The 24,144-nt window shown below is 71.4% G+C and carries 21 protein-coding genes and 1 pseudogene; 15 read left to right on the top strand and 7 right to left on the bottom strand.

Going from position 1 to position 24,144, the window contains the following annotated elements; genetic code table 11:
* Positions 1–14: 14 nt before the first annotated feature.
* Entirely contained in the window at positions 15–1,985 is a 1,971-nt protein-coding gene (locus ACT2CW_RS29650) for an APC family permease (RefSeq protein ID WP_164423531.1), read from the bottom strand.
* 159 nt (positions 1,986–2,144) lie between these two features.
* Here ACT2CW_RS29650 and ACT2CW_RS29645 point away from each other — a divergent pair, with 159 nt between their 5' ends.
* The 6 genes and pseudogenes from ACT2CW_RS29645 to ACT2CW_RS29620 all read left to right on the top strand — a co-directional run bounded on the left by ACT2CW_RS29645 (position 2,145) and on the right by ACT2CW_RS29620 (position 8,687).
* Positions 2,145–2,744 (top strand): hypothetical protein, encoded by a 600-nt coding sequence (locus tag ACT2CW_RS29645; protein ID WP_182472704.1) that lies wholly within the window; start codon positions 2,145–2,147, stop codon positions 2,742–2,744.
* Positions 2,745–2,923: 179 nt separating this feature from the next.
* A complete protein-coding gene (locus ACT2CW_RS29640; RefSeq protein WP_445518834.1) occupies positions 2,924–3,985 on the top strand; it encodes a cation diffusion facilitator family transporter in 1,062 nt (353 codons plus the stop codon).
* Between the two features lie 75 nt (positions 3,986–4,060).
* Positions 4,061–4,306, top strand: a complete 246-nt coding sequence (locus ACT2CW_RS29635; RefSeq protein WP_138912926.1) for a hypothetical protein — start codon at positions 4,061–4,063, stop codon at positions 4,304–4,306.
* Positions 4,307–6,896 (top strand): annotated as a pseudogene (locus ACT2CW_RS29630) (glycoside hydrolase family 2 TIM barrel-domain containing protein). It begins immediately after the preceding gene.
* A gap of 131 nt (positions 6,897–7,027) precedes the next feature.
* Entirely contained in the window at positions 7,028–7,672 is a 645-nt protein-coding gene (locus ACT2CW_RS29625) for a diguanylate cyclase (protein WP_445518833.1), read from the top strand.
* A gap of 4 nt (positions 7,673–7,676) precedes the next feature.
* Positions 7,677–8,687, top strand: coding sequence for an SMP-30/gluconolactonase/LRE family protein (locus tag ACT2CW_RS29620; protein ID WP_445518832.1), 1,011 nt, complete (start codon positions 7,677–7,679; stop codon positions 8,685–8,687).
* Between the two features lie 116 nt (positions 8,688–8,803).
* Here ACT2CW_RS29620 and ACT2CW_RS29615 read toward each other — a convergent pair whose 3' ends face one another.
* From ACT2CW_RS29615 to ACT2CW_RS29595, 5 genes are all read right to left on the bottom strand, one after another.
* Positions 8,804–10,117: a S1 family peptidase gene (locus ACT2CW_RS29615; protein ID WP_432045037.1), complete on the bottom strand. Its 1,314-nt coding sequence runs from the start codon at positions 10,115–10,117 to the stop codon at positions 8,804–8,806.
* A 138-nt stretch (positions 10,118–10,255) separates the two neighbouring features.
* Positions 10,256–10,618 carry a hypothetical protein gene (locus tag ACT2CW_RS29610; protein ID WP_445518831.1) on the bottom strand — a complete coding sequence of 121 codons (363 nt, stop codon included), beginning with the start codon at positions 10,616–10,618 and terminating at the stop codon, positions 10,256–10,258.
* Complete coding sequence (locus ACT2CW_RS29605) at positions 10,615–12,030, bottom strand: serine/threonine-protein kinase (RefSeq protein ID WP_445518830.1); 1,416 nt, start codon at positions 12,028–12,030, stop codon at positions 10,615–10,617. Before ACT2CW_RS29605 ends, ACT2CW_RS29610 begins: the two co-directional genes overlap by 4 nt.
* 102 nt (positions 12,031–12,132) lie before the next feature.
* Positions 12,133–13,611: an FG-GAP repeat domain-containing protein gene (locus ACT2CW_RS29600; protein WP_432044938.1), complete on the bottom strand. Its 1,479-nt coding sequence runs from the start codon at positions 13,609–13,611 to the stop codon at positions 12,133–12,135.
* Between the two features lie 90 nt (positions 13,612–13,701).
* Positions 13,702–14,295 (bottom strand): histidine phosphatase family protein, encoded by a 594-nt coding sequence (locus ACT2CW_RS29595; RefSeq protein WP_445519002.1) that lies wholly within the window; start codon positions 14,293–14,295, stop codon positions 13,702–13,704.
* A gap of 236 nt (positions 14,296–14,531) precedes the next feature.
* On the opposite strand from ACT2CW_RS29595, the gene ACT2CW_RS29590 reads away from it, so the two are divergent.
* The 8 genes from ACT2CW_RS29590 (at position 14,532) to htpG (ending at position 22,284) form a co-directional block, all read left to right on the top strand.
* Positions 14,532–16,070: a Rieske 2Fe-2S domain-containing protein gene (locus ACT2CW_RS29590; protein ID WP_432044936.1), complete on the top strand. Its 1,539-nt coding sequence runs from the start codon at positions 14,532–14,534 to the stop codon at positions 16,068–16,070.
* A 114-nt stretch (positions 16,071–16,184) separates the two neighbouring features.
* On the top strand, positions 16,185–17,246 hold the full coding sequence (locus tag ACT2CW_RS29585; RefSeq protein ID WP_182472694.1) for an aldo/keto reductase: 1,062 nt from the start codon (positions 16,185–16,187) through the stop codon (positions 17,244–17,246).
* A gap of 99 nt (positions 17,247–17,345) precedes the next feature.
* Positions 17,346–18,053 carry a dienelactone hydrolase family protein gene (locus tag ACT2CW_RS29580; RefSeq protein ID WP_182472693.1) on the top strand — a complete coding sequence of 236 codons (708 nt, stop codon included), beginning with the start codon at positions 17,346–17,348 and terminating at the stop codon, positions 18,051–18,053.
* Between the two features lie 188 nt (positions 18,054–18,241).
* Positions 18,242–18,919 (top strand): hypothetical protein, encoded by a 678-nt coding sequence (locus ACT2CW_RS29575; protein ID WP_445518829.1) that lies wholly within the window; start codon positions 18,242–18,244, stop codon positions 18,917–18,919.
* A gap of 185 nt (positions 18,920–19,104) precedes the next feature.
* Positions 19,105–19,278 (top strand): hypothetical protein, encoded by a 174-nt coding sequence (locus tag ACT2CW_RS29570; RefSeq protein WP_164423504.1) that lies wholly within the window; start codon positions 19,105–19,107, stop codon positions 19,276–19,278.
* A gap of 149 nt (positions 19,279–19,427) precedes the next feature.
* On the top strand, positions 19,428–19,874 hold the full coding sequence (locus ACT2CW_RS29565; protein ID WP_164423502.1) for a nitroreductase family deazaflavin-dependent oxidoreductase: 447 nt from the start codon (positions 19,428–19,430) through the stop codon (positions 19,872–19,874).
* Between the two features lie 144 nt (positions 19,875–20,018).
* Positions 20,019–20,174 carry a hypothetical protein gene (locus tag ACT2CW_RS29560; protein ID WP_445518828.1) on the top strand — a complete coding sequence of 52 codons (156 nt, stop codon included), beginning with the start codon at positions 20,019–20,021 and terminating at the stop codon, positions 20,172–20,174.
* A 220-nt stretch (positions 20,175–20,394) separates the two neighbouring features.
* Positions 20,395–22,284 (top strand): molecular chaperone HtpG, encoded by a 1,890-nt coding sequence (gene htpG, locus ACT2CW_RS29555; RefSeq protein ID WP_445518827.1) that lies wholly within the window; start codon positions 20,395–20,397, stop codon positions 22,282–22,284.
* 58 nt (positions 22,285–22,342) lie between these two features.
* Here htpG and ACT2CW_RS29550 read toward each other — a convergent pair whose 3' ends face one another.
* Positions 22,343–22,990, bottom strand: coding sequence for a TetR/AcrR family transcriptional regulator (locus tag ACT2CW_RS29550; RefSeq protein WP_445518826.1), 648 nt, complete (start codon positions 22,988–22,990; stop codon positions 22,343–22,345).
* Positions 22,991–23,025: 35 nt separating this feature from the next.
* Between ACT2CW_RS29550 and ACT2CW_RS29545 the strand changes: the two genes are divergently transcribed.
* Complete coding sequence (locus ACT2CW_RS29545) at positions 23,026–23,976, top strand: serine/threonine dehydratase (protein ID WP_445518825.1); 951 nt, start codon at positions 23,026–23,028, stop codon at positions 23,974–23,976.
* Positions 23,977–24,144 lie beyond the last annotated feature (168 nt).

Raw genomic sequence — 24,144 nt, 5'->3', positions numbered from 1 at the left:
CCTGCGGGGCCCGGTCAGCCGACGTGGACGTGGGGGCGGCGGCCGCGGTCGGGCTCGGCCTCGCGGAGCACCTCACGGGTGACGGGGGCGACCTCCCCCTGTCCGAAGAGGAAGAAGCGCAGGAAGTGGGCCAGCGGATGGCCCTCCGTCCACTCGAAGTAGATGTGCGGGCGCTGCCCGGTCATGTCCCGCACCCGCAGCAGCAGCGCCGCCAGCGCGTTGGGGATGGTGGCGCTCTGGAGGGTCAGCACGCGGTAGCGGCCGTGCACCACCTCGCCGCACACCCGCAGCTCGCTCTCGAACTCGGACGGGTCGGCCACCGTGACCTCGACGAAGATGATGTCGTCCTCGGGCGGGATGTCGTTGTCCGCCCGGATCTGGTGCTGCTTCTCCCGGTATTCGACCAGGTCACGGCTTTCCGGTTTGTTGGCGATGAAGCGGATCCTGCGGTGGGCGGTGTCACGGACGAACCGCTCGGCCAGGGCGTCGAACGTCACGCTGGTGACCCGTAGCTCAAAGGCCCTGGCCACCCGGGACAGCAGCGATACGGCCATGATGCCCGCGATGAAACAGGCGCCGATCTTGACGCCGTCGGGCCGTTCGATGACGTTGACCGCTGTGGTGTACAGGAAGATCAGCGAGATCACACCGAAGCCGATGGTCCAGCCGCGCTGCCGGGCGCGCCGGGCGGCGATGGTGACGGCGATGGCGGCCGAGGTGATGAGCACGAGCACCCCGGTGGCGTAGGCGCCGCCCTGGGCGTCCACATCCGCCTTGAAGAGCCAGGTCACCAGGAACGCGATGGCGATGAACACCAGCACCATGGGGCGGACCGCGCGCGCCCAGTGGGGTGCCATGCCGTAGCGCGGCAGATAGCGGGGCATCAGATTGAGCAGTCCGGCCATGGCCGAGGCGCCGGCGAACCAGAGGATGGCGATGGTGGAGGCGTCGTAGACGCTGCCGAACGCCGAGCCCAGGTACTCATGGGCGAGATAGGCCAGGGCGCGCCCATTGGCCTGCCCGCCCGGTTCGAACGCCCGCTGCGGGATCAGCAGGGTCGTGATGAAGCTGGAGGTGATGAGGAAGACGCTCATGATCACCGCGGCGGTGGTCAGCAGCTTCCGGGCGCCCTGGACGCGCCCTGCGGGGCGCTCCTCGGTGTCGCCCGGCTTGCCCTCGATATGGGGCATGACGGCCACGCCCGTCTCGAACCCGGACAGGCCGAGCGCCAGCTTCGGGAAGATCACCAGCGCCACGCCGACCATCACCAGGGGGCTGCCGCGCTCGGCGACCAGCGCCTGGGACCAGTCGGGGATCACATGGGGGGCGGTGCACACATGCCACAGCCCCACCGCCACCACGACGGCGTTGAGCAGCAGATAGGCGGCGACCAGCGCCACCGCGATCCCGATGGCCTCGGTGAACCCCTTGAGGAACACCGCCCCGAGCATTCCCACCAGGATCAGGGTGATGGCCACCTCATGGCCGTGCAGGACCGCGGTGAAATGCGGGTTCTCCACCAGGTGGGCGGTGGCGTCGGCGGCGGAGAGGGTGATGGTGATGAGGAAGTCGGTGGCCGCGAAGCCCAGCAGGGTGAGGACGAACAGCTTGCCCTTCCAGAAGGTCAGCAGCCGCTCCAGCATCGCGATCGAGCCCTGGCCGTGCGGGCTCTCCTCGGCCACTCTGCGGTACACCGGCAGCGCGCCCGCCAGGGTCACCACCACCAGCACCACGGTGGCCAGCGGGGAGAGCAGCCCGGCCGCCAGGGCGGCGATACCGGGCTGGTAGCCGAGGGTGGAGAAGTAGTCCAGACCGGTCAGGCACATCACCCGCCACCACCGCCGACCCTGGTGTGCGCCCTCCGGCTCGGCGTGCGGCCCGGGCTGGCGCTTGGCGATGTCGGTCAGGCCCTCCAGCAGCCATGCGCGCAGCCGGTGCCGTGCCCCGCCGTCGGAGGCGGTGCCGCCAGGGGTGGAGGAGACCACGGGGTGCTCCCGTCGTACGGCGAGAGGGGTCCCCGGCCATCGGTGAGACCCTTCGGTCAGCGTATGCGGCGCGGCCGGCCACCACCCGGCCGGTGCCGCCGGCCGAAGGACATCGCTTTCTCAGTGAGTTTTCATCTTCGGTCCGTACGGTTGCGGCACATGGACACCACCAAGACCGACCAACCGACCGACACCGCAGCGCAGCCCGCAGAAGCCGAGGAAGCCACGGCGGAGGGTGTCCCGAACGCTGTTTCGGACCAGCAGGAAACCCCGGACCCGAAGGAAACCCCGGACTCGCTGGACGCATCAGGCCTCGACGACGACATCGTGGCCCCTCCCCCGGCCACCACACCGGGCGTCGTCCCCGGCGCCGCCTCGGTCGTCGCCGCGGGCCTCGGACTCGCCTCGCTCTCCGGCACCTGGCTCGGCACCATGCTCCAGGAGCGCAAGCAGCTGACCGGCCAGATCAAGGCCCAGTCCGGGTCGGCCGCCGATCAGATATCCGCGGTGTACGGCACTCCGTGGCACACCACGGCCCTGGTCAACGGGCTGTTCGCGCTGGTCGCCGTGGTGATCGCCGCTGTGGTGCTGCTGCGGCAGCGGCGGCCCGTCACGGCCGGGGCACCCTGGGTGACCGCGGTGGCCTGGGGAGCGGTGGCGCTGGGCGTGATCGGTCTGCTGATCGCCGCCGCCATGGGGCTCGACATCTTCAGCGACCTGCCGAAGGTGCCCGCGTCCCCGAACACCCCGGCAGGCTGACCCCTCCGAGCGCGCCCCGTGGACCGGACGGGTCCGGCGGGGCGCGCTCCCTCGGGCGGGCGTGTCACGATTGAGGTCCCGACATCGGGACACACGCGAAGGGGACAGGCCGTCCGGCCGCCCCGGCGGAGCGGGCCATCAGGACGGCACGGACTTCCCGCCTACGGAGTTTCCCGCCGATGAGCCGTTCCACCACACACAGCGAACACGGGCCGAACGGGTCCGGCGCGCGGCAGGGCCGGGACGCCCGGACCGCCGTCACCGTCTTCGTCGCCCTCGGCGCCAATCTGGTGATCGCGCTGGCCAAGGCCGCCGGCGGGATCTTCGCCGGCTCCCCCGCGCTGCTCTCGGAGGCCGCGCACTCCGTCGCGGACAGCCTCAACGAGGTGTTCCTGCTCGCCTCACTCAAACGCAGCAGGCGGGCCCCCGACGACCAGCACCCGTTCGGCTACGGCAAGGAGCGCTACTTCTGGGCGCTGCTGGCCGCTGTCGGCATCTTCGTCATGGGCGGCTGCTTCTCCTTCATCCAGGGTGCCGAGGCGCTGAGTTCGGGCAGCTCCGAGGACCACAGCGGCTATCTGGTGGGCCTCGGGGTCCTGGGCGTGGCACTCATCGCCGAGGGCTCGTCGCTGGTCCGGGCGCTGGTCCAGGTGCGCCGGCACGCCCGGGAAGCGGGCCGCGGGATGGCGACCGAGCTGCGCAGGGGTGACGACCCCACGCTGCGCACCGTGCTGGCCGAGGACTCCACCGCCTGTCTCGGCGTGGTGTTCGCCCTGCTCGGTATGTGGCTGCACATGGTCACCGGCCAGGTGGTCTACGAGGCCACGGCCTCCTTCCTGATCGGGGCGCTGCTGGTCTATGTGGCCTACCGGCTGGCCAGGGAGTCGCGCGGGCGGCTCATCGGTGAGGCGATCGACCCGGTCCAGCGCCAGGAGCTCCGCCGGTTCCTCGAGGCGCAGCCGGAGATCGACACCGTGACCACGCTGCTGACGATGCGTCTGGGCAATGACTCGACGCTGGTGGCGGCCCGGGTCGACCTCGTCCCCGGACTCGACAGCGAGGAGGTCGAGGAGGTCCTGGTGCGCGTCAAGACGGCGATGGCGGAGTTCTGGCCGCACGCCGACCAGATCTTCCTCGATGTCACCGACGCCTCGGCCAAGGACCGGGCGAGCGCGCGTGCGGACCGCCAGGCGCTGGAGGAGACGGTGGCGGCCGTGGAGCGCGAGGAGGGCGGGGCGTGAGATTGGCCCCGCCGGGCCTGGGTACTCGGTGACGACCAGCCCACAACAGCGAACTCATGTACGGAGGCAGAACTGATGGGCCTCGGCGGTTGCATTTTGATGATCGCGGTGGGAGGGATTCTCACCTTCGCCACCGACTGGAACGCCAACGGCTTCAACGTCCACCTGGTCGGCCTGATTCTGATGGCAGTCGGCATCATCGGCACGTGCGCGTATGTGAGTGTCTACAAGCGCCGGCGCGTCGTCGAGCCGGGCGCGGTGGCACCCCCGGTGGTCGAAGAGCCCGACCATCACCGGCACCACCACCACTACGACTACTGAGTGCCGGCCAGACCCCTTTCCGACGAGGTGGCCCCCGCCGCGGGTGGGGGCCACCTCGTCGTGCTTGTCACGGCCGCTCCCGCCCAGTCCGCCACCGCGTCCCGCGCCATGGGAGGCCGGACCATCCCGCTCACGGACGGCTGGCGCTTCGCCCTCGTCAACCCCGGCGGCATCACCGACCCGACCGGCGCGTACGGACACGCCCCCGACCCGGCGTACGACGACTCGGCCGGCGCCACGCCCAACGTCCTCGCCGTCAAGGTGCGCAACCGGCTTCCCAGCAGCCGCTGGTACTCCGGCAGCGGCATCTACCGCCACGCCCGTCACCGACCCGGTCCATGTGGCCCGGTGGGGCACGTACATCACCACCCCCGGCCTGGCCACCACGCTGCGCGCCGGGCATGCCACCGTGCGGGCGCGGACCCTCGTGGTCAACGAGTCGGACGGCCGGAAGCCGGTGACCGTGGTGTCCACGGTCAAGGACCCCGATGGGCACATGGTGGTCCAGGCACACTCCACCCTCGCCGTCGGGGCGGGTGAGACCCGTACCGCCACCCAGGAGCTGCGGATCGACCGGCCGCGGCTGTGGTCGTTCGACGCTCCTGAACGCTATGTCCTGGAGACCGAACTGCCCCCCACCACGGATTCTCGCTGAACGGCCGGTACGCCAAACTCCAGGGCGTCGATCTCCACCACGACCTGGGCGCGCTCGGCGCCGCCGTCAACGCCGACGCCGTGCTGCGCCAGCTGACCATCATGAAGAGCATGGGCGTCAACGCCCTGCGCACCTCGCACAATCCGCCCGCGCCGGAGCTGATCGAGCTCTGCGAGCGGCTCGGCATCGTGATGCTGGTGGAGGCGTTCGACTGCTGGCGCACCGGCAAGAACACCTATGACTACGGGCGCTTCTTCGACGAGTACTGCGACGCGGACATCACCGAGATGGTGCGCGCCGCCCGCAACTCCCCGGCCGTGGTCATGTGGTCCATCGGCAATGAGATCCCCGACTCCACCAGCGCCCCGGGGCTGGGGATGGCCCAGCGGCTCATCGACGCCGTACGCGCGGCCGATGACACCAGGCCGGTGGTGATCGGCTCGGACAAGTACCGCACGCTGCCCGCCGAGGGCTCCCCCGCCGATCTGATGCTCGCCAAGCTGGACGGGCTGGGCCTGAACTACAACACCGGCGAGAACCACACCCCCGGCAGGCGCCAGACCTCCAGTTACGACAACAACCTCGCCTCCTGGACGATGAGCGGCGAGTACGGGCTGAAGAAGGACCGGGACCGGAGGTTCTTCGCCGGGCAGTTCCTGTGGTCGGGCATCGACTACATCGGCGAGCCCACACCGTACGACGTGTTCCCGGTGAAGGCGTCGTTCTTCGGCGCCGTGGACACCGCGGGCTTCCCCAAGGACATGTACCACCTCTTCAAGAGCCAGTGGACGAGCGAACCGATGGTCCATCTGGTCCCCATGGACTGGACCGGCCACCGGCCGGGCGAGACCGTGGAGGTGTGGGCCTACTCCAACGTCGCCACGGTGGAGCTGTTCCTCGACGGCCGGTCGCTGGGCGTCCGTGAGTTCGACACCAAGCAGACCGCGGACGGCCGTACCTACCTGGAGACCACCGAGCCGACCGGCGACGACAAGACCGTCACCTCCGGCCCCTACCCCGGCAGCTACACCAGCCCGGGCGGCAGCGCCGGAAAGCTCCACCTCACCTGGAAGGTGCCGTTCGCACCGGGCGAGTTGAAGGCCGTGGCCCGGCGCGGTGGCCGGGTGGTGGCCACCGATGTGCTGCGCACGGCGGGACGCCCGCACGCCGTACGGCTCACCCCCGACCGCGAGACCGTCGACGCCGACGGCCGCTCGCTGTGCTTCGTGACCGCCGAAGTCGTCGACGCCCACGGTGTGGTGGTGCCGGACGCCGATCATCTGATCGCCTTCAAGGTCACCGGAGGCTCCCTGGCCGGGGTCGACAACGGCCGCCAGGAGAGCGCCGAGCGCTACCAGGCGAGCACCCGTACCGCCTTCCACGGCAAGGCCCTGGCCATCGTCCGCGCCGGCACCGAGGCCGGGCCGCTGACCGTCACCGCCCGCTCGGCGGGGCTGCGCACCGCCACCGCCACCGTCCGCGCCACCGGCGGGACCTCGGGGCCGGTCACCCGCCCCACGCCGTTCGCGCCGGACCCCGGCCCCGGCGCCCCGCACCACCCACTGGCCGACGCGAGCTATTCGGGCGCGCCGACGACCCTGCCTGCGGCCATGCTGGACGGCGATCCGGCCACCGGCTGGTCCAACGCCTTCCACAGGCCCGCGACGGCGCTGCTTCCCGCCTTCGACGGTGCCCGGAAGGCCGACTGGGTCTCGGTGACCTGGAGCGGGAGGCGGCGGCTGCGCCGTCTCGAGGTGTCCTTCACCGTGGACGCCGAGCACACCCTGCCCGCCTGGATCGAGGTGTCCGCGTGGAACGGCCATGCATACGTCCCCGGTCCGCACCGCACGGCTGCGGCTGGACCTCACCAGCCGTCATCCGGGCGCGGCGAACGGCGCCCAGCGCATCGTCGCCCTCGAGGCCGGTGACGGCTGAGGGGGCGGGCGGCCGAGCCGCCGGGTCAGCCGCCGAGCCGCGCCACGCCGGGCGGGTGGAAGCCTCCCGCGGTCGTTTGTCCGCGATACGAAGAGGGCACCCGACTTCTCCGACGTCGTGCTGGAGGCGAGATGACTCTTTCCCATAGCCCGGTGGCCCGTGCCTGGCGGCGGTGGCGGCGGCCACGCGATCTGAAGGTGCCGCGCGGCGCCGTGGACGTCGAGGACGCCAACCGGCGGTTCCTGATGTACGGGGTGATGCCCCTGTGGTTCGTCCCGGCGGTGGCGGACTGGCTCATGCATCGCCGGACCAGGATCGAGGACACCTCGGGCACGAAGGAGTCGGCGATCCACGCCCTGATGATGACGGAGGCCGGTGTCCCCGTCGCGATGGGGCTGCTGGCCCGGGTCAATCCGCTGGTGCTGTCGGTGATGGGCGGAGCGGCCGTCGCCCACGGCGCCACGGCGCTGTGGGATGTCAGCCTGGCCACCGAGGAGCGCGAGGTGCGCCCGGTGGAGCAGCACATCCACAGCTTCCTGGAGGTCCTGCCGCTGTCGGCGATGGCGTTCACCTGCTGTCTGCACTGGGACCAGGTCCGCGCGGCGCTGCGCGGCGGGGAGCGGCCCGAGGACTGGAAGCTGCTGCCCAAGGACAATCCGCTGCCCGCGCGCTATCTGGCGGCGATCGGGCTCGGCATCGGCGCCTGTGTGGTGCTGCCCTACGCCGAGGAGATGCGGCGGTGCCTGAGGGCCGCCAAGGCGCGTAAGGCGGTGTGAGCCCATGCCGCGCGAGCGAGCCGGTACGGGGACGCGGTCCCGCGTACCGGCCGAACCGCTGCCGTGTCCGCGGATCCTGGCGCCGGAGGCGCACGGGCCGGAACACGTCGCCGCCGACGCGGAGGGCCGGATCCTCACCGGGACCGCGGACGGGGCCGTCCGGCGGCTGACGCTGTCGCCGGACCACGAACTCGTACGCTCCGAGGTGCTCGCGCACACCGGCGGCCGGCCGCTGGGGCTCGTCCCCTGCCCCGACGGCGGGCTGCTGGTGTGCGACGCGCGGCGCGGGCTGCTGCGGGTCGGGCCGGACGACGGGTCCGTACGGGTGGTGGCCGACGAGGTGGACGGCAGGCCGCTGCGGTTCTGTAGCAATGTCGCCACGGCGGAGGACGGCACGGTGTACTTCACCGTGTCCAGCCGCCGCCACGGACTGGAGGACTGGCTCGGCGACATCCTGGAGAACACCGCCACCGGGCAGCTGCTCCGGCTGCGGCCGGGCGGCCGGCCGGAGGTGGTGCTGGACGGGCTGCGGTTCGCCAACGGGGTCGCCCTCGCCGCCGACGAGTCGTATGTGGCCGTGGTCGAGAGCGGCGCCTACCGGATCAGCCGGCTGTGGCTGACCGGCCGCCGGGCGGGGACACGGGACCTTCTCCTCCGCGATCTGCCGGGCTTCCCGGACAATCTCACCCGTGGCCCCGACGGGGTCATCTGGGTGGCCATAGCCGCGCCGCGGGAGCCCGCCCTCGATCTGCTGCACCGCGCGCCCGCCGCGCTCAGAAGGGCGGCGGTGCCCGTCGCCACCCGGCTCCGCCCCGGGCCGCGGCGCACGGTGCGCGCCGTGGCGATCGGCCCCGACGGCCGGGTGGTCCGCCATCTGGTGCGGCGCCGGACCCCGTACCGGATGGCCACGAGCGTATGCGCGCTCGGCGGCCTCCTCGTCATGGGCAGCCTCCTCGAGCGGGGCATCGCGGTCTGCCCGCTGCCACCGCCCCGGGAGGCCGCCGGGGCGGCTTAGAGCCTGTGTCATATCCCCGGCCGGATCAGCGTGCGGCGTCAGGGGGGCACCTCCCAGCGGTAGCTGGGGGAGCGTGCCAGGCGTCGCACGCCCGGCCGGGGATATGACACAGGCTCTCACCCCCAGCCGGTGGAGTAGCCGCGGTAGCGGCGCCGCCGGGGCCGGATGGTCAGCGTGGACAGCAGTCCCACGAACCCCACCACGATGACCACCAGACCGGGCCCGAAGTTCTGGGCGTACGCCACGACGTCGTCGAGCGTCGAGACGCCGTCGACCCCCGAACTCCCGGAGGCGCCGGAGGCGATGGCCGGGTTGGGGCTCTGGGCCTTGGCGCCCGGGATGGACACCCCGAGCGCGGTCAGCGCCTTGGTCACGGGCTGGAAGAAGGTCACCCCGCCCCGGTCGCAGTCGCCGCTGCCGCCGGAGGTGACGCCGAGCGCCACGCCCTGGGCGAAGAGCGGCCCCCCGCTGTCGCCGGGCTCGGCGCACACGGTGGTCTGGACAAGACCGGTGACCGTGCCCTCGGGGTAGTTGACCGTGGCGTTGAGCCCGGTCACCTTGCCCGAGCGCAGCCCGGTGGTGCTGCCGCTGCGGAACACCTCCTGGCCCACGACCGGATCGGCCACACCGGTGACCCGCACCGTCTGGCCGCCGCCGACGTTTACCACGCTGTTCTGGTCGAGTGCGGCGTTGTCGTAGCGGATCAGCGAGAAGTCATTGCCGGGGAAGCTGCTCTGGACCGTGGTGCCGAGGCGGGTGGAGCCGGTGCCGTCGGTGAACCAGGGGGTGCCGTTGGGGCCGCAGTGTCCCGCCGTCAGGATGAAACCGGTCTGGCCGTTGGTGACGTTGAAACCGGCCGAGCAGCGGCTGCCGTTGGTGAACATGGGCGAGGCACCGGCGGCTCTTGTCGTGAAGGAGCCCTCCGTCCGCTGGGCGCGCACCGTGCCGCCCACCTCCGCTGCGAGGTCCTTCATCTTCGACCAGCGGGCGGTGGAGACGGTGCTGTCGCCGACCAGCACCACCTGGTTGGACTTGGGGTCCACCATCCAGGCGGTGCCCGCCACCCGGGGCGCCGAGCGCAGCTTCTCGGTCGCGGAGTCCAGGTCCGCCATGCTGTAGCGCACCCGTTTGGCGGTGGCCCCGGCCCGGCTGACCTCGTCCGCCGCCGTGTCGTCCGTCACCGCGACCACCGGGCGACCGTCGGCCCCGATCCAGTTGCCCGCCGTACGGGAGGCGCCGAGCGCGGACACCAGGCGTCCGCCCACATCGTCCGTCCGGTCCGCGCTCAGGGCTCTCGGGCCGTCGCTTCCGGTCGTCCCGTGGGCCGATCCGCCCGGCCCGGCCTGAGAGACCATCACCCCGCCACAGACCAGTGCCCCGACAGCCGCGAACCGCACGACCCGGCGCACGCCGCGCCGCATGTGCTTCACCACCCTGTCTCCTTACGTCGATCCAGCCGGGGGCCTCGGACGGCGAAGGCCCACCCCCTCATACGTAAGGAAGCGACGTCCTGCTCACTCCCCGGACGGAGCCGCGGATCCCGGTGGGGCGGACCGCGGCTCCCCGGATCAGCGCCGGTCGCCGTAGCGCTTGCCGAGGAACCCCCCGACCAGGGCGGCCGTGCCGCCGCCGAGGATGGCCGCGTCCTGGGTGGCGGCGTCATGGGCGAGGAAGTACGTGGCCACCCAGATGTGCGCCACGACCGTGCCCGCGCCCAGCAGCGAGCCGAACGCCTGGAGCCCCGTGTGGACCCAGTCCATGCGGCGGCGGTGCTCGCGCTCCCGCTGGAGCTCGGTGAGCATCCACTCCACCGTGCCGGGCCTGACCGCCTCCCACTCCTTGGCCTGCTCCACCGGCAGCCGGTCGCCCCAGGGCACCGCCGTCTCCGACTGGCTGCCCGGCGCGGGGTTCTCGCTCGTGTTCTCGGTCACGGGGCCTCCCCCGGGCGGTCCGGACGGGGTGCGGGATCCGGGCCCGCCGCCGGTGGCGGAGGCGGAGGCGGACCGAGCGCGGTGAGGAAGTCGGCCATGTCCCGCTCCATCTCTCGCTCCACCGGACGTCGCACCCGCCGGGCCGGGGGCTGGGGGATCGCCAGGGACGCCAGATATCCCTCGCGCAGCGCCTGCCAGGGCCCGGCGGGGCGGGCAGCCGCCTCCGCCGCGTCCGGGCGCAGGGCGTCGAGCCAGCGCGCCCGCCGGTCCCGCTGTCTGGCCGACGCGAAGCCGCGCGCCGCGAGCCCCAGCCACAGCAGGCCGAGACACCCGGGCCCCACCCATCCCGGAATGTCGTCCCAGGAGCCCGGGCTCAGTGAGGGCAGGGCCACCGCCCCCGCCAGGACGAGCAGGGCCCCCAGCACGGTCGCGACAGGGGCGAGGATTCCGGTGCCCGCACCGCTCGCCCGGGGGGCCGACCGCGCCGCGGCCTCCGCCGGAGCCGGGAGGGCCACTGTCTCGGTCCTGGGGGCGGACATGAGCTCAATCCGGGCCACGCCGTGCAGCAGCGCCTCGGTCTGCCCGGCCGTGAGCCGTCCTTCGGGGTCCTTGACCAGCAGACCCTCGATCAGCGGCCGTAGCGGACCCCCGTATGTCATGGGCGGCGGCGGGTCGTTGAGCACCGAGCTCATCAGCTCGTGCACCGTCTCCCCCTCGAATGGCGCACGACCCTCGACCGCCTCGTACAGGGTCACGCCCAGGGACCACAGGTCGGCCTTGAGCATCGCTTCTCCGGCCACCGGGGAGGACAGGGAGGTGAAGCGTTCCGGTGCCATGTAGCGGGGTGTCCCGGCCATCGTGCCCTCTCGTTGGAAGGCCAGGCCGAGATGGTCCACCAGCACCGGGCCGCCGCCCGGGCGGAAGAGGATGTTCAGCGGTTTGACGTCCCCGTGGGCCAGGCCCATCGCGTACAGCGCGCGTAATCCGCTCAGCACCCCCAGGCCGATCCGGGCGATCTCGACCACGTCCGGCCGCCCGTGCCACTCCCGCAGCCGGTCCGCCAGCGAACGCCGGTCGAGGCGCTCCATGACGATCCAGACCCGGCGGTCCCGCTGGGCCAGGTCGTAGATGGCGGGCAGGTGCTCATGCACGGTCCCGGCGAGGAGGATCACCTCGCGGCGCAGCCGTTCGACCCACCGCCGGTACGCCTCCGGGTCCGGATCCTCGACCGGGTGCAGCTCCTTGAGGGTGACCGGGCGGCCGGACACCACATCACGGGCGTCCCACACCGTGCTCAGGCCGCCCCGGCCCATGCGCTCGCCCAGCTCGTACCGGCCGCTGATCACGGTCCTGTGGGGCGATTCCGGACCGCTCCCCCGCTCATCCTCACCGGAGGTTCCCCCGGTCGTCATCCGCCTCCCCCTCCCCAGCCGGCTGACGCCCACAGTAAGGCGTCGGCCGGGCCGGGCGAAGAGGTCGTGCGCGCGGACACGCGTGCGGTGGCGCACCGGGCCTCATGAGGCGTCCTTGCCATAAGGCGCGCTGGTGAACACCACCGTGTCGTCGGTGCCGTCGGTCACCCAGAACCGCTGCGGCTTCTCCCCGTAGAGCGCGAAGAGCGGGTCCGGGCCCCAGGCCAGCACGACCTCGTCCTTGCCGTCGTGGTCGAAGTCCCCGGCGCCGTGAAGCCTGACGGCGCGCCGCTTCTTGGGCACCTCGCGGCCGTCCACCCGGGACGGGACGGTGCGGTCGAGGGTGCGGCGGTGGGCGATCTCGCCGGGGGCGTCCGGGCGGATCGTCAGCAGTTCGGTGCCACCGGTGCGCAGCGAGACGGCCAGTTCGTCGGTGCCGTCCCCGTCGGTGTCGGCGGCGGCGAGCACATCGCCGCCCAGGGCGGGGATCCTGATCGGCTCGGGGGTCGAACCGGCCGTGCGTTGGGTGTACACGCTCACCGACTGGCTGACGTCCGCGGGTTCGGTCTCATAGCCCGGTTCGTCATTGCGGCTGCCGGTGTCGGCGACCGCCACATCCCGCTTCCCGTCGCCGTCGAAGTCGCCGAAGGCGATCGCGTTGCCCCTGCGGAGGGTGCGACCGGTGGTGGCGAGGCCGTCCGGACCCGCCGTGAGCAGCGCGGACCTCGTCTGGTCGTCGTCGCCCTGCTCGTGCACCACGAGATCGGTGGGGCGGTCGCCGTCGATGGCGTCGGCGTACAGCTCCGCGATCTGGCCGCTGGAACCGAGGGGGTTGGCGTACGTCTCGGTGCGGGCCGCCTTGCCGTCGCGGCCGAACGGGCCGTACAGCACATGGAAGTCCTTGCCGCTCTGGCGCACGGCGGCCAGATCGTGATGTCCGTCCCCGTTGAAGTCGCCCGTCGCCAGGGGCCGCGAGTTCTCGAGGCCGTCGTCCGCGTCGGCCAGCGGCACCGGAGTGGCGGGGGTGCCCCGGCGTGGCCCGCCGGGGCCGCCCCAGGCGATGTAGGGCAGCGTCTGGGTGGTGATGTGCACGCGCTCGCTACTGGCCGGGTCGCGCTCCTTGGTGGCGGTGACGATCACATCGGCGTAGCCGTCGCCGTCGAGGTCGGCGGTGGTCGCGGAGTCCATCTCGCCCGCGGTGCCCTGCCATCCGGCGCCGGTGGGCAGGCCGAGGTCGTCCCGGCCGAGCACGGTGCGCACGGCGGGGTCGGGGCCCTTCGCCGACCCGTACACATAGGCGATATGGCGCAGGCCGCCGAGTCCCTCGTCGTCGGAGGCGAGCGGGATTCGGAGCTCGGGGCGGCCGTCGCCGTTGAGGTCGTCCGCCAGTGCGCTGCCCTTGCCCCGGGGGACGGGAGCGGTCGCGGTGGGGGTGACGACGGGTGCGGCCGTGCTCTTCCCGGCCCCGTCGCCACCCTTGGTCTCATCGCCGCCGCCACCGCCGCACGCGGTGAGCAGCGCCAGCGCGGCGGCGCAGAGGGTGGCGGTGGCGGGGCGGAGCCCGGTGGTGGGGGATGCCATCAGGACACGACAGCGCATCCGGCGGTGACGCGCCATCGGAGAGATCATTTCGTTACGGCGCGCTCCCCTTGCTACTGAGCGCTCCTCTCGTTACGGCGCGCTCCCCGCCAGCGGGTGTCCGCAGCGCAGATTCCACCGGCCCGCGTGGCCACTGAGCTCCGTCGCGGTCAGCGGGGCGACGTCCAGCCGCCAGAAGGTGGGCGCGGGAAGGCCGAGTGCGTGCACGAGCGCGGCCCGGACCACGGCCGGTTCCACGACGGCGAGCAGCCGCGCCGCACGGGCGGGTGCGGTCGGTGTCGCCGGTGCCGGTTCCTCCCGCCGCGCGTCCAGCCAGGCCCCGATCCGCTCCACCAGCTCCAGCAGCGTTTCGCCGCCGTGTGGCGCCGCGGCCGGATCGGACAGCCAGGCGGCCACCTCCTCCGGCGCCTCCTGCCCCACCTCGTCCAGCGAACGGCCCCGCCAGCGGCCCATATCGAGATCGCGCAGCTCCGGCGTCACGGCGGCGTCGAGCCCCAGGGCCGCGGCGGTACCGCGGCAGCGCTCGGAGGGCGCGGTGAACGCCATGTCGTGGTGGGGCAGCGCCGCGGCCGCCGCCGCGGCCCGGCGCGCCCCGGCCGCGTCCGGCGGGGCGTCGTCGAACCGCACCTGCCGCAGCGCCGCGTTGACGGCGGGCGCGACCAACATGATCCGCACCACCCAGCCCCTCCTCATCCGCGTCCTCCGCCCATGTGGAGGGCGCCTTCCGGGCTCCGCGCCGAGTGGCGGACGGCCCTCGCGCCCACCGTCTCATGACGAGGACACCGGCATGACCCGGGTGGCGGATCGCGCCACCCGGCAAGCCCAGCCGCGGATGCACACGGCAATGAACCCCGACACGGTGGAGATATCGGACATCACCGACCGGGTTGGGGTGCTGTGGTATGCGCGTGACCGGACTTGGGCATGCTGGGTTGTTCATCGAGACCGCGGCGGGGTCGGTGCTCTGTGACCCATGGGTCAACCCCGCCTTCTTCGGCTCCTGGTTCCCGTTCCCGGACAACACCGATCTGGACTGGGCGCACTACGGGCGCGCGGCGGACTATCTGTATGTCTCCCATCTGCACCGCGACCACTTCGACGCGGAGAATCTGCGCCGGAACGTGCGCAAGGACATCACCGTGCTGCTTCCCGCCTTCGCCACCGATGAGCTGGAACGCGAGCTGAGCGCGCTGGGTTTCACCACATTCCTCCGCGCCCCCTCCGGTACACCGGTCGAGCGCGACGGTCTGCGCATCATGATCACCGCGCTGACCGGCCCCGGGGACGGCCCCATCGGCGACTCCGCGCTCTCGCTGGACGACGGCCGGACCGTGCTGCTCAACCAGAACGACGCCCATCCGCTGGACATCGCGGCGATCCGGGAGTTCGGCGAGGTGGACGCGTACTTCGTGCAGTTCTCCGGGGCGATCTGGTACCCGATGGTGTACCAGCTGCCGCTCTCCGCCAAGAAGGAGTTCGCCGCGCGCAAGCGGCAGGGGCAGTTCGACCGGGCGCTGCGCTACATCGACGCGGTGGAGGCCAAGCATGTGTTCCCCAACGCGGGTCCGCCGTGCTTCCTCGACGACGAGCTCTTCGAGCACAACGGCACCGGCCAGGACGGCGAGAGCATCTTCGTGGACCAGCTGGAGTTCCTGCGTCAGCTGGGCCGGGCGCGCCCGCGGGTGGCGGCACATCTGCTGCTGCCGGGCACGGTGGCGGAGCCGGAGGACACCGCGTGCAAGCTCACCCACCGCTACACCGAGACGGAGATCGAGCACATCTTCGGCGAGAAGCCCGCGTACTTGCGGGAGTTCGCCGGCCGACAGCGGGCCGCGCTCGCCGCCGAGCGCGCCTCACGGTCCCCCGCACTGCCGCGCGAACGGCTGCTGACCGAGCTGAAGCAGTGGTGGGAACCGCTGCTGACCAGGGCGGACCGGATCTGCGCTGGAGTCGGCGGCCCGGCGCGGCTGGATGTGGGCGAGGTGCCGATCGTGATCGACTTCCCGGCGCGGGAGGTCCGCCTCTGGGACGGTGAGCGCTGCCGTTACACGCTGTCCACCTCGGCCGATCTGGTGGCCACCAACATCGAGCGGCGCGAGGTGGACTGGTCCAACAGCCTGCTGCTGTCGATGCGGTTCACCGCCAGCCGGATCGGGCCGTACAACGAGTTCCTGTATGTGTTCTTCAAGTGCCTGTCGATGGAGCGCATCGAGTACGTGGAGAACTACTACGACTCCTGCCAGGACGACGGCCAGGACATCGTGCTGGACGGCTGGCAGGTGCAGCGGCGCTGCCCCCATCTGCGCGCCGACCTCGGCCGCTTCGGGCAGATCGAGGGCGAGGTGCTCACCTGCACCCTGCACGGCTGGCGCTACGACCTCACCACGGGCCGCTGTCTGACGGCGGACGGACACGACATCCGCGCCTCCGCCGTGTCGTGACCCGCCTCGCCGGGCGGTGGCGGCGATCGCCGCCGCCCGGCGAGTTGCCCTGGAGCGCTCTTCAACTCCTAGCGTCGGCGCACGTCACACCACGACCGACGCAAGGGGACCACCGTGCGCTGCACACTGTTCGGCAGGACCGGCCTTCGGGTGAGCGAGCTGAGCCTGGGGGCCATGACCTTCGGCGAGGACTGGGGCTGGGGGGCCGCCAAGGAGACCAGCCGACGGCTGCTTGACCTCTACGCGGACGCGGGCGGCAACTTCATCGACACCGCCAACAACTACACCGGCGGCAGTTCGGAAGCCATTCTCGGCGAGCTGCTCGAGGGCCGCCGGGAGGGCTTCGTCCTGGCCAGCAAGTACACCTGCGCGACCCGCGAGGGCGATGTGAACGCGGCGGGCAATCACCGCAAGAACCTGGTGCGTTCGGTGGAGGACAGCCTGGAGCGGCTGCGCACCGACCGCCTCGATGTGCTGTGGGTGCACGCCCGGGACAACTTCACCCCCGTCGAGGAGGTGATGCGGGCGCTGGACGATCTGGTGCGGGCCGGAAAGGTGCTGTACATCGGGGTGTCCGACTGGCCCGCCTGGGAGATCGCCCAGGCCGGCACGCTCGCCGAGCTGCGCGGCTGGACCTGCTTCGCGGGCTCACAGCTGCGCTACAACCTGCTGGAGCGCACCCCCGAGCGCGAACTCCTCCCCCAGGCCCGCGCCTTCGACCTGGCCGTGCTGGCGTGGGGCCCGCTCGCGGGCGGCAAGCTCACCGGCAAGTACCGCCGCGGTGAGCCGGGACGGCTGACCACCCATGCCACCTGGGACGACCGCACGGAACACAACGAGGAGGCCACCATCACCGCGGTGCTGGAGATCGCCGAACAGGGCGGCTGGACCCCGGCCCAGGTGGCGCTGGCCTGGCTGCGCGGCCGCCCCGGCACGGTGATCCCGATCGTCGGCGTCACCCGGGAGTCCCAGCTCACCGACGCCCTCGGATCGGTCGACGTCCGGCTCGACGCCGCCGCGGTGGCACGGCTGGACGAGGTCAGCGCGGTGCCACTGGGCTTCCCGCATGACTTCGTACGGGACCCGGGCATCACCGAGAACATCTACGGCGACCGCTGGGCCGAGATCGACGACCGCCGCTCCACCCACCGCCGCGCCACGAGCGGAATCCTCTAGGAGCACTGGCGGCGGCAGCGCGCGCCGCGCCCTGGTGGCAGGGGCCGTCCCTACGATGGGTGGGGCCAGCGACGACCGGTACGACAGGAGCGATCCGCCATGCCCGAGGCCCCGAAGCCGACCGGCTCCCCCGCCCGCCAGAACGTCACCTTCCCCAGCGCTGGAGCCACCGCGCACGGCTACCTCGCACTGCCGCCGTCCGGGCGGGGCCCCGGGCTGATCGTCATTCAGGAGTGGTGGGGTCTGGACCACCACATCGCCGATGTCACCGACCGGCTGGCCCGCGAGGGCTTCGTCGCGCTGGCGCCCGATCTGTACGGGGGCAGCGTCGCCCACAACGCCGACGAGGCGTACCGGATGATGCGGGAGCTGCCGGTGGGGCGCGGGGTCGAACTGCTCTCCGGGGCGGTGGACCACCTCCTCGGCCGGCCCGAGGTCACCTCCGACACCGTGGGGGCGGTCGGCTTCTGCATGGGCGGCGGCTTCGTGCTGTACCTGGCCGCCGCCGATCCCCGGGTCAGCGCGGCGGTGCCCTTCTACGGCGTCATCCAGGGCGAGCTGCCGGACTTCTCGGGGCTGCGGGCGGACGTCCTGGGCCACTTCGGGGAGAACGACAACACCATTCCGCTGGACGCTCTGGAACGGCTGCGGCGGGTCATGCGGGAGGAGTCCGGGGTGGAGCCGGATTTCCGGCTCCACCCCGCGGGTCACGCCTTCTTCAATGACGAGCGCCCGTCCTATCACGCGGAATCCGCGGCATCCGCCTGGCAGAGCACGCTGGGCTTCCTGCACCAGCGGCTTGACTGACGAAATCGGCTTACCCCGGAAAGGGCCTTAAGGCTTCATGAAGCCTTAAGGCCCTTTTAAGGTCGGCCCCGGAGAACCCGTCACCGTTCAATTCTCAACCACATTTCCCCGAAAAATTTCCGTCCGACCCTGAGACGACTCCCGCATCCGCCCGTATGGCATGGCGGACAGCTCGAAAAGGAGTCGACATGACACGCAAAAGGACACTCAGCGGCAAGAAGAAGCTCGGCCTGCTGATGGGTTCGCTGGCGCTGGCGGGCACCGGCGCCGGGGTACTGGCCGCCACCAGCAACGCCAGCACCGAGGGCTCGGCACAGTCCTCGACGGCCTGCGCCGGACTGGAGCAGGCGCTGGCCAACAATCAGAAGTTCATCGCTGATCAGCAGGCCAATCCGGATGCGCAGTCACAGGCGCGGATCGCCAACCGGCAGGCCGTCATCGAGGAGATCAAGCGGAAGCAGCAGGCGTCGGGGTGCGCCGTCGATGAGGCCGCGGGCCAGGCGGAGGGGGCCGCGGGCCAAGACGAGGCGGCGGCCCCGGCCGGGGGCGGCGCCTCCGCATCGGCTTCCGCGTCGGCGGGCGCCTCGGACTCCGGTGCCGGTGACGCTGGCGCCTCGGGCGACGTCGTCTGCGCGGGGTCGACCGTCACCCTGTCCGGCGAGGGCGGGGCCCCGGCCGCCTCCAGCAATGAGTTCCCGGTCGGCACCAAGCTCAAGGTGACCAATCTCGACAACGACAAGTCGACAACCGTCTCGGTCACCTCGACCTCGGGCAGCTGCGCACTGCTCAACAACGCCGCCTTCGAGCAGGTCCGCGAGCCGGGCAAATTCCTGATCCGCAACGCGCGCATCGAACGCGTGGGCTGAACCGGCCACACCGGCCGCCGCGCGGCGGCCGGTGTGCCACGGGGGTGCACACCGGCCGCTCGGCGGACCGCCCTCACCCCGGCGCGAACCGGCGATCTGACTGCCATGTCCGACTGTGACCGGTATCGCAGGGTGAGTCCTCGGCACCTGGGTACCCGCTGGCCATGAACAGAAATGAGCAGCCAATGCTCACTCCCGATCTGCCGCCGGTCGTCGACGTACCGGACCTGACCTTCCCCCCTCAGGGACGTCACTCCGACGAGTCGAAGCGCGCGGCGGAGCGGAACGGTGACCAGGAAACCCCCACCTCTGCCCCCACTCCCTCCCCCTCCCCCGACCGGCGCCGCTTGGCGGCGTGACGGACGGATCCCAGCCCGCGACCGATCCCCTCGCGTCGCCGCCCCGACGGCCGGAGCCATCGGGATGATCTCGCGCACTCCCCGTGTTGACCATCGGCACGGGGAGACACAAGGCGAGTCTTCGCACATGAGACGAGGGGACGGACATCATGCCGTTGCAGGGTGAGTACGAGCCGAGCCCGGAGAAGTTCGTACGCGATCAGGTCGAGCTGATCGAGAGCTCCGGTGGCACCGAGGGCACGACCATGCGGGGCATGCCCGTGGTCGTCCTGACGACGCTGGGCGTGAAGAGCGGGAAGATCCGCAAGACCCCGCTGATGCGGGTGGAGCACAACGGCACCTATGCCGTCGTCGCCTCGCTGGGCGGCTCCCCCAAGCATCCGGTCTGGTACCACAACATCGTGGCCGACCCGCGGGTCGAACTCCAGGACGGCCCGCTGCGGCAGGACATGATCGCGCGCGAGGTCACCGGCGAGGAGAAGGCCCGGTGGTGGAAGCGCGCCGTCGAGGCGTACCCGGACTACGCCGACTACCAGACAAAGACCGACCGCCAGATCCCGGTCTTCGTGCTGGAGGCGGCGGCCACAGCGCACTGACCTGCCGGTCGCGGCGCGTTCCGGCGCGCCGGGCGCCGGTGGATCAGCGGAAACCCCCCGTGTGATCGACGTCAAAGCATGCCTGTTTGATAGATCGGGTAGCCGGGAGCCGACCCGGGATCCGTACCCAAGGAAGTGCGCCACATGAACACGACAGACACATCGGACCTCGTGCCCATCTACGACAGCCTCGTGGCGGAGCACGGCGACGTCCCCGCGGAGGCACGGGAGGCGGCCGAGGAAATCCAGCGCGAGGCCGCCGAGGCCCTGGACTGGAGCAAGGTGCGCGGCGGCGGCTGACGCACACTCCGGCCCCGCCTCCCGGGGCCGCCGCATCCGGCTCCGTGAGCGGCCCTCCGTCATCTGCCCGGAAGGCCGCTCGACACCCCTCACCTTCGATAAGCTGCTGATGACGCACTGTGCTTGATGGCGTCGACACTTATCTCATGAGGGGAAACAGTTGACTACAGGGGTCGAGACTTTCGAGTTTCAGGTCGAGGCACGACAGCTTCTGCAGTTGATGATCCATTCGATCTACTCGAACAAGGACGTCTTTCTGCGCGAGCTCATCTCCAACGCTTCCGACGCGCTGGACAGACTGCGCCTTGAATCGCTCCGCGACGAAAGCCTTCAGGCGGACACCTCTGATCTCCACATCGCCATCGAGATCGACCAGGAGTCGCGCACGCTGACCGTCCGTGACAATGGCATCGGCATGTCGCATCAGGGGGTCGTGGAGCTCATCGGCACGATCGCGAACTCCGGCACCGCGAAATTCCTCAAGGAGCTGCGGGAGTCGAAGGACGCGGCCGCTTCCGCGGATCTCATCGGGCAGTTCGGAGTGGGCTTCTACTCCAGCTTCATGGTGGCCGACGAGGTGACCTTGGAGACCCGTCACGCCGGGGAGAGCCAGGGCACCCGCTGGGTCTCCAGCGGCGAGGGCACCTACACGATCGAGCCGGTCGACGACGCCCCCCAGGGCACCTCCGTGACGCTGAAGCTCAAGGCGGAGGACACCGAGGACCACCTCTACGACTACGCCTCGCCCTGGAAGATCCGGGAAATCATCAAGCAGCACTCGGACTTCATCACCTGGCCGATCAGGATGGCCCCCGCCCAGGCCCCGGCCGCGGCGGACGACGCGGAGCAGACGGAGGAGGAGGGCGAGAAGAAGGCGCCCGAGCTCGAAACCGTCAACTCGATGAAGGCGCTGTGGGCCCGTCCCAAGGACGAGGTCACCGACGAGGAATACCACGAGTTCTACAAGCACATCAGCCATGACTGGCTCGATCCGCTCGAGACCATCCGCATGCAGGCGGAGGGCACCTTCGAATACCAGTCGCTGCTGTTCATTCCGGCCCGGGCACCGCAGGACCTGTATATGCAGGACCGCAAGCGGGGTGTGCAGCTCTATGTGAAGCGCGTCTTCATCATGGACGACTGCGAAGCGCTGATGCCGGAATACCTCCGCTTCGTCAAGGGCGTGGTGGACGCCGCGGACCTCTCGCTGAACGTCTCGCGGGAAACCCTTCAGCAGGACCGCCAGATTCAGCTGATGCGGCGCCGTCTGGTGAAGAAGGTGCTCTCGACGGTGAAGGACATCATGTCCTCCGACGCGGAGCGCTACGCGACCTTCTGGAAGGAATTCGGCCGCGTTCTCAAGGAGGGTCTCCTCAGCGATCTGGAGAACCGCGAGGCGATCCTCGAGGTGTGTTCCTTCGCCTCGACCCACGACGCCGAGCAGCCGACCACGCTGCGCGGTTATGCCGAGCGCATGAAGGACGGGCAGGAGCACATCTACTACATGACCGGCGAGTCCCGGTCGATCGTGGAGAGCTCGCCCCATATGGAGGCATTCCGGGACAAGGGCTTCGAGGTGCTCCTCCTCACCGACCCCATCGACGAGCTGTGGGTCGACGCCGTGCCGGAGTTCGACGGCAAGCAGCTCCGCTCCATCGCCAAGGGGCAGGTCGACCTCGACTCGAAGGACGAGAAGGACGAGGAGGCGGAGGCCGAGCGGGAGCAGCGGCAGAAGGACTTCGCCGAGCTGCTCTCCTGGATGACGTCGACGCTGAGCGAGCAGGTCAAGGAGGTGCGGCTGTCCTCGCGGCTGACCACCTCCCCGGCCTGCATCGTCGGGGACACCTTCGATGTCACCCCGGCCCTGGAGAACATCTACCGCTCGATGGGCCAGAACCTGCCCCAGATCAAGCGCATCCTGGAGCTGAACCCCACCCATCCGCTGGTCAGCGGGTTGCGCAAGGCCCACGCCGAGCGCAAGGACGACAGCGGTCTCGGGGAGACGGCCGAGCTGCTCTACAGCATGGCGCTGCTCGCCGAGGGCGGTGAGCTGAGCGATCCGTCGCGCTTCATCAAGCTGGTGGCGGAGCGGGTGCAGCAGACGCTGTAGCCACGCCGTGGCGTGCGGCGGGGCGGGCCCACTCGGGCCCGCCCCGCTGCGCGTACGGTCACCGTCCGGGACAGGCCGCCGCGGAGGCGTCGATCAGCTGCCGCAGCGCGCCGTGGTACACCTCGTGGTCGGTGAGCGCGTCCACGACCACGTTCAGGTTTCCGGTGAGGGCCGGGAAGTCCTCGGGGTCCAGCGCGGCGAGCGCGGTACGCGCGGCCGTGCGCACCCGCTTCGCGTCGCGGTGGTCGACGAAGGCCACGGCGCCGAGGGTGAGCAGATACAGCCGCCGGTAGACCCGGATCGCCACCTCGGGGGCCATTCCGGCGGCGATGCTGTGCGCCAGCTGCGGCTCCACGAGGCGGCTCAGCAGATGCGGCCCCCACCAGGCGCGGCCCGACCGCAGCGCCACCAGACCGGGGTGCTCGATCAGCACCTCGTAGAACGCGGCGAAGCGGGCCTCGGTGGCGGTGGCCCAGTCCTGGTCCTGCCCCACCACCGGCATCCGCGCGGCCAGCCGGTCCGCGCACGCGTTCACCAGACCGTCGAAGTCACCGCAGCGGCGGAAGACCGTGGCGTGGGAGACCCCCAGCAGCTGCGCCACCCTGCGGAAGCTCAGCGCCTCGGGCCCCTCGTCGTCGACGACGGTCAGGGCGGCCTCGGCGATGGCCTCCAGGGTGGGCTGATCGGCTCGGTCCTTGTTTCGCACACCCCGAGCGTACCAGTGGTTGTTACAGTGTTTCAGTGACTCTTTCCATTGAGGACGTAACTGCCGCGGCCCAGCGGGTCGCGGGACATATCCGGCCCGTGGCGCTCGCGCCGGTGGAGCGGGGGGCGTGGGGTGCGGCCGAGGGATGGCTGGCCCTGGAGTTCCTCCAGTACACCGGCACCTTCAAGGCGCGGGGCGCGTTCAACTTCATCAGGGCCCACCGGGAGGCGGGCACCCTGCCGGAGGCGGGTGCCGTCATCGCCTCGGGCGGAAACGCCGGGCTGGCGTGCGCCTGGGCGGCCGCCCAGCACTCCGTGCCCGCCACCGTGTTCGTGCCCGAGACCGCGCCCGTGGTGAAGGTGGACCGGCTGCGCCGGCTCGGCGCCGCGGTCCATCAGATCGGCACCGAGTACGCCGACGCGCGGGACGCCGCCCAGAAGCACGCCGCCGAGACCGGTGCCCTGCTGTCGCACGCGTACGACCATCCGCTGATCGCCGCCGGGGCGGGCACCGTCATGGAGGAGATCCTCCAGGCCCGGCCCGATCTGGACACCGTGGTGGTGGCGGTCGGGGGCGGCGGGCTGTTCACCGGGGTGGCGGTGTCCGCCCTGGAGCGCGGAGTGCGAGTCGTCGCGGTGGAGCCGTACGGCTGCCGGGCCCTGAACGCCGCGCTGGAGGCCGGTGCGGTGGTCGACGTCCCGGTGGACTCGGTGGCGGCGGACTCGCTCGGGGCCCGCCATGTGTCCTCGGCCGCGCTGGAGTGGGCCCGCAAGGACGGGGTGCGGTCGGTCCTGGTGTCCGACGAGGCGATCGTCTCCGCGCGGCAGGCGCTGTGGGACGACCGCAGGATCGCGGTCGAGCACGCGGCGGCCACGGCGCTGTCGGCCCTGGCCTCCGGCGCGTACCGGCCGCGGGCCGGGGAGAAGGTCGCCGTGCTCCTCTGCGGCGCCAACACCGACCCCGCGGACCTCACCCACGGCCGCTGAGCGCTCCGCGGGAAGTGGCGCGATGCGTAGTTGGCCGACTGCGGCGCCGTCGTGGCTGGTCGCGCCCACGGGGCGGAGCCGCACATCGACACAGCCCCGCGCCCCTTCGGGGCGCTGCCCGTACGGCAGCCTGACCGGATACCGTACGGGCGGCCGCCCAGCCTTCGC

Source organism: Streptomyces sp. NEAU-174, assembly GCF_052665095.1.
The sequence above is the reverse complement of the archived record's forward strand: the minus strand, read 5'-3'. Positions and strand labels throughout refer to the sequence as shown.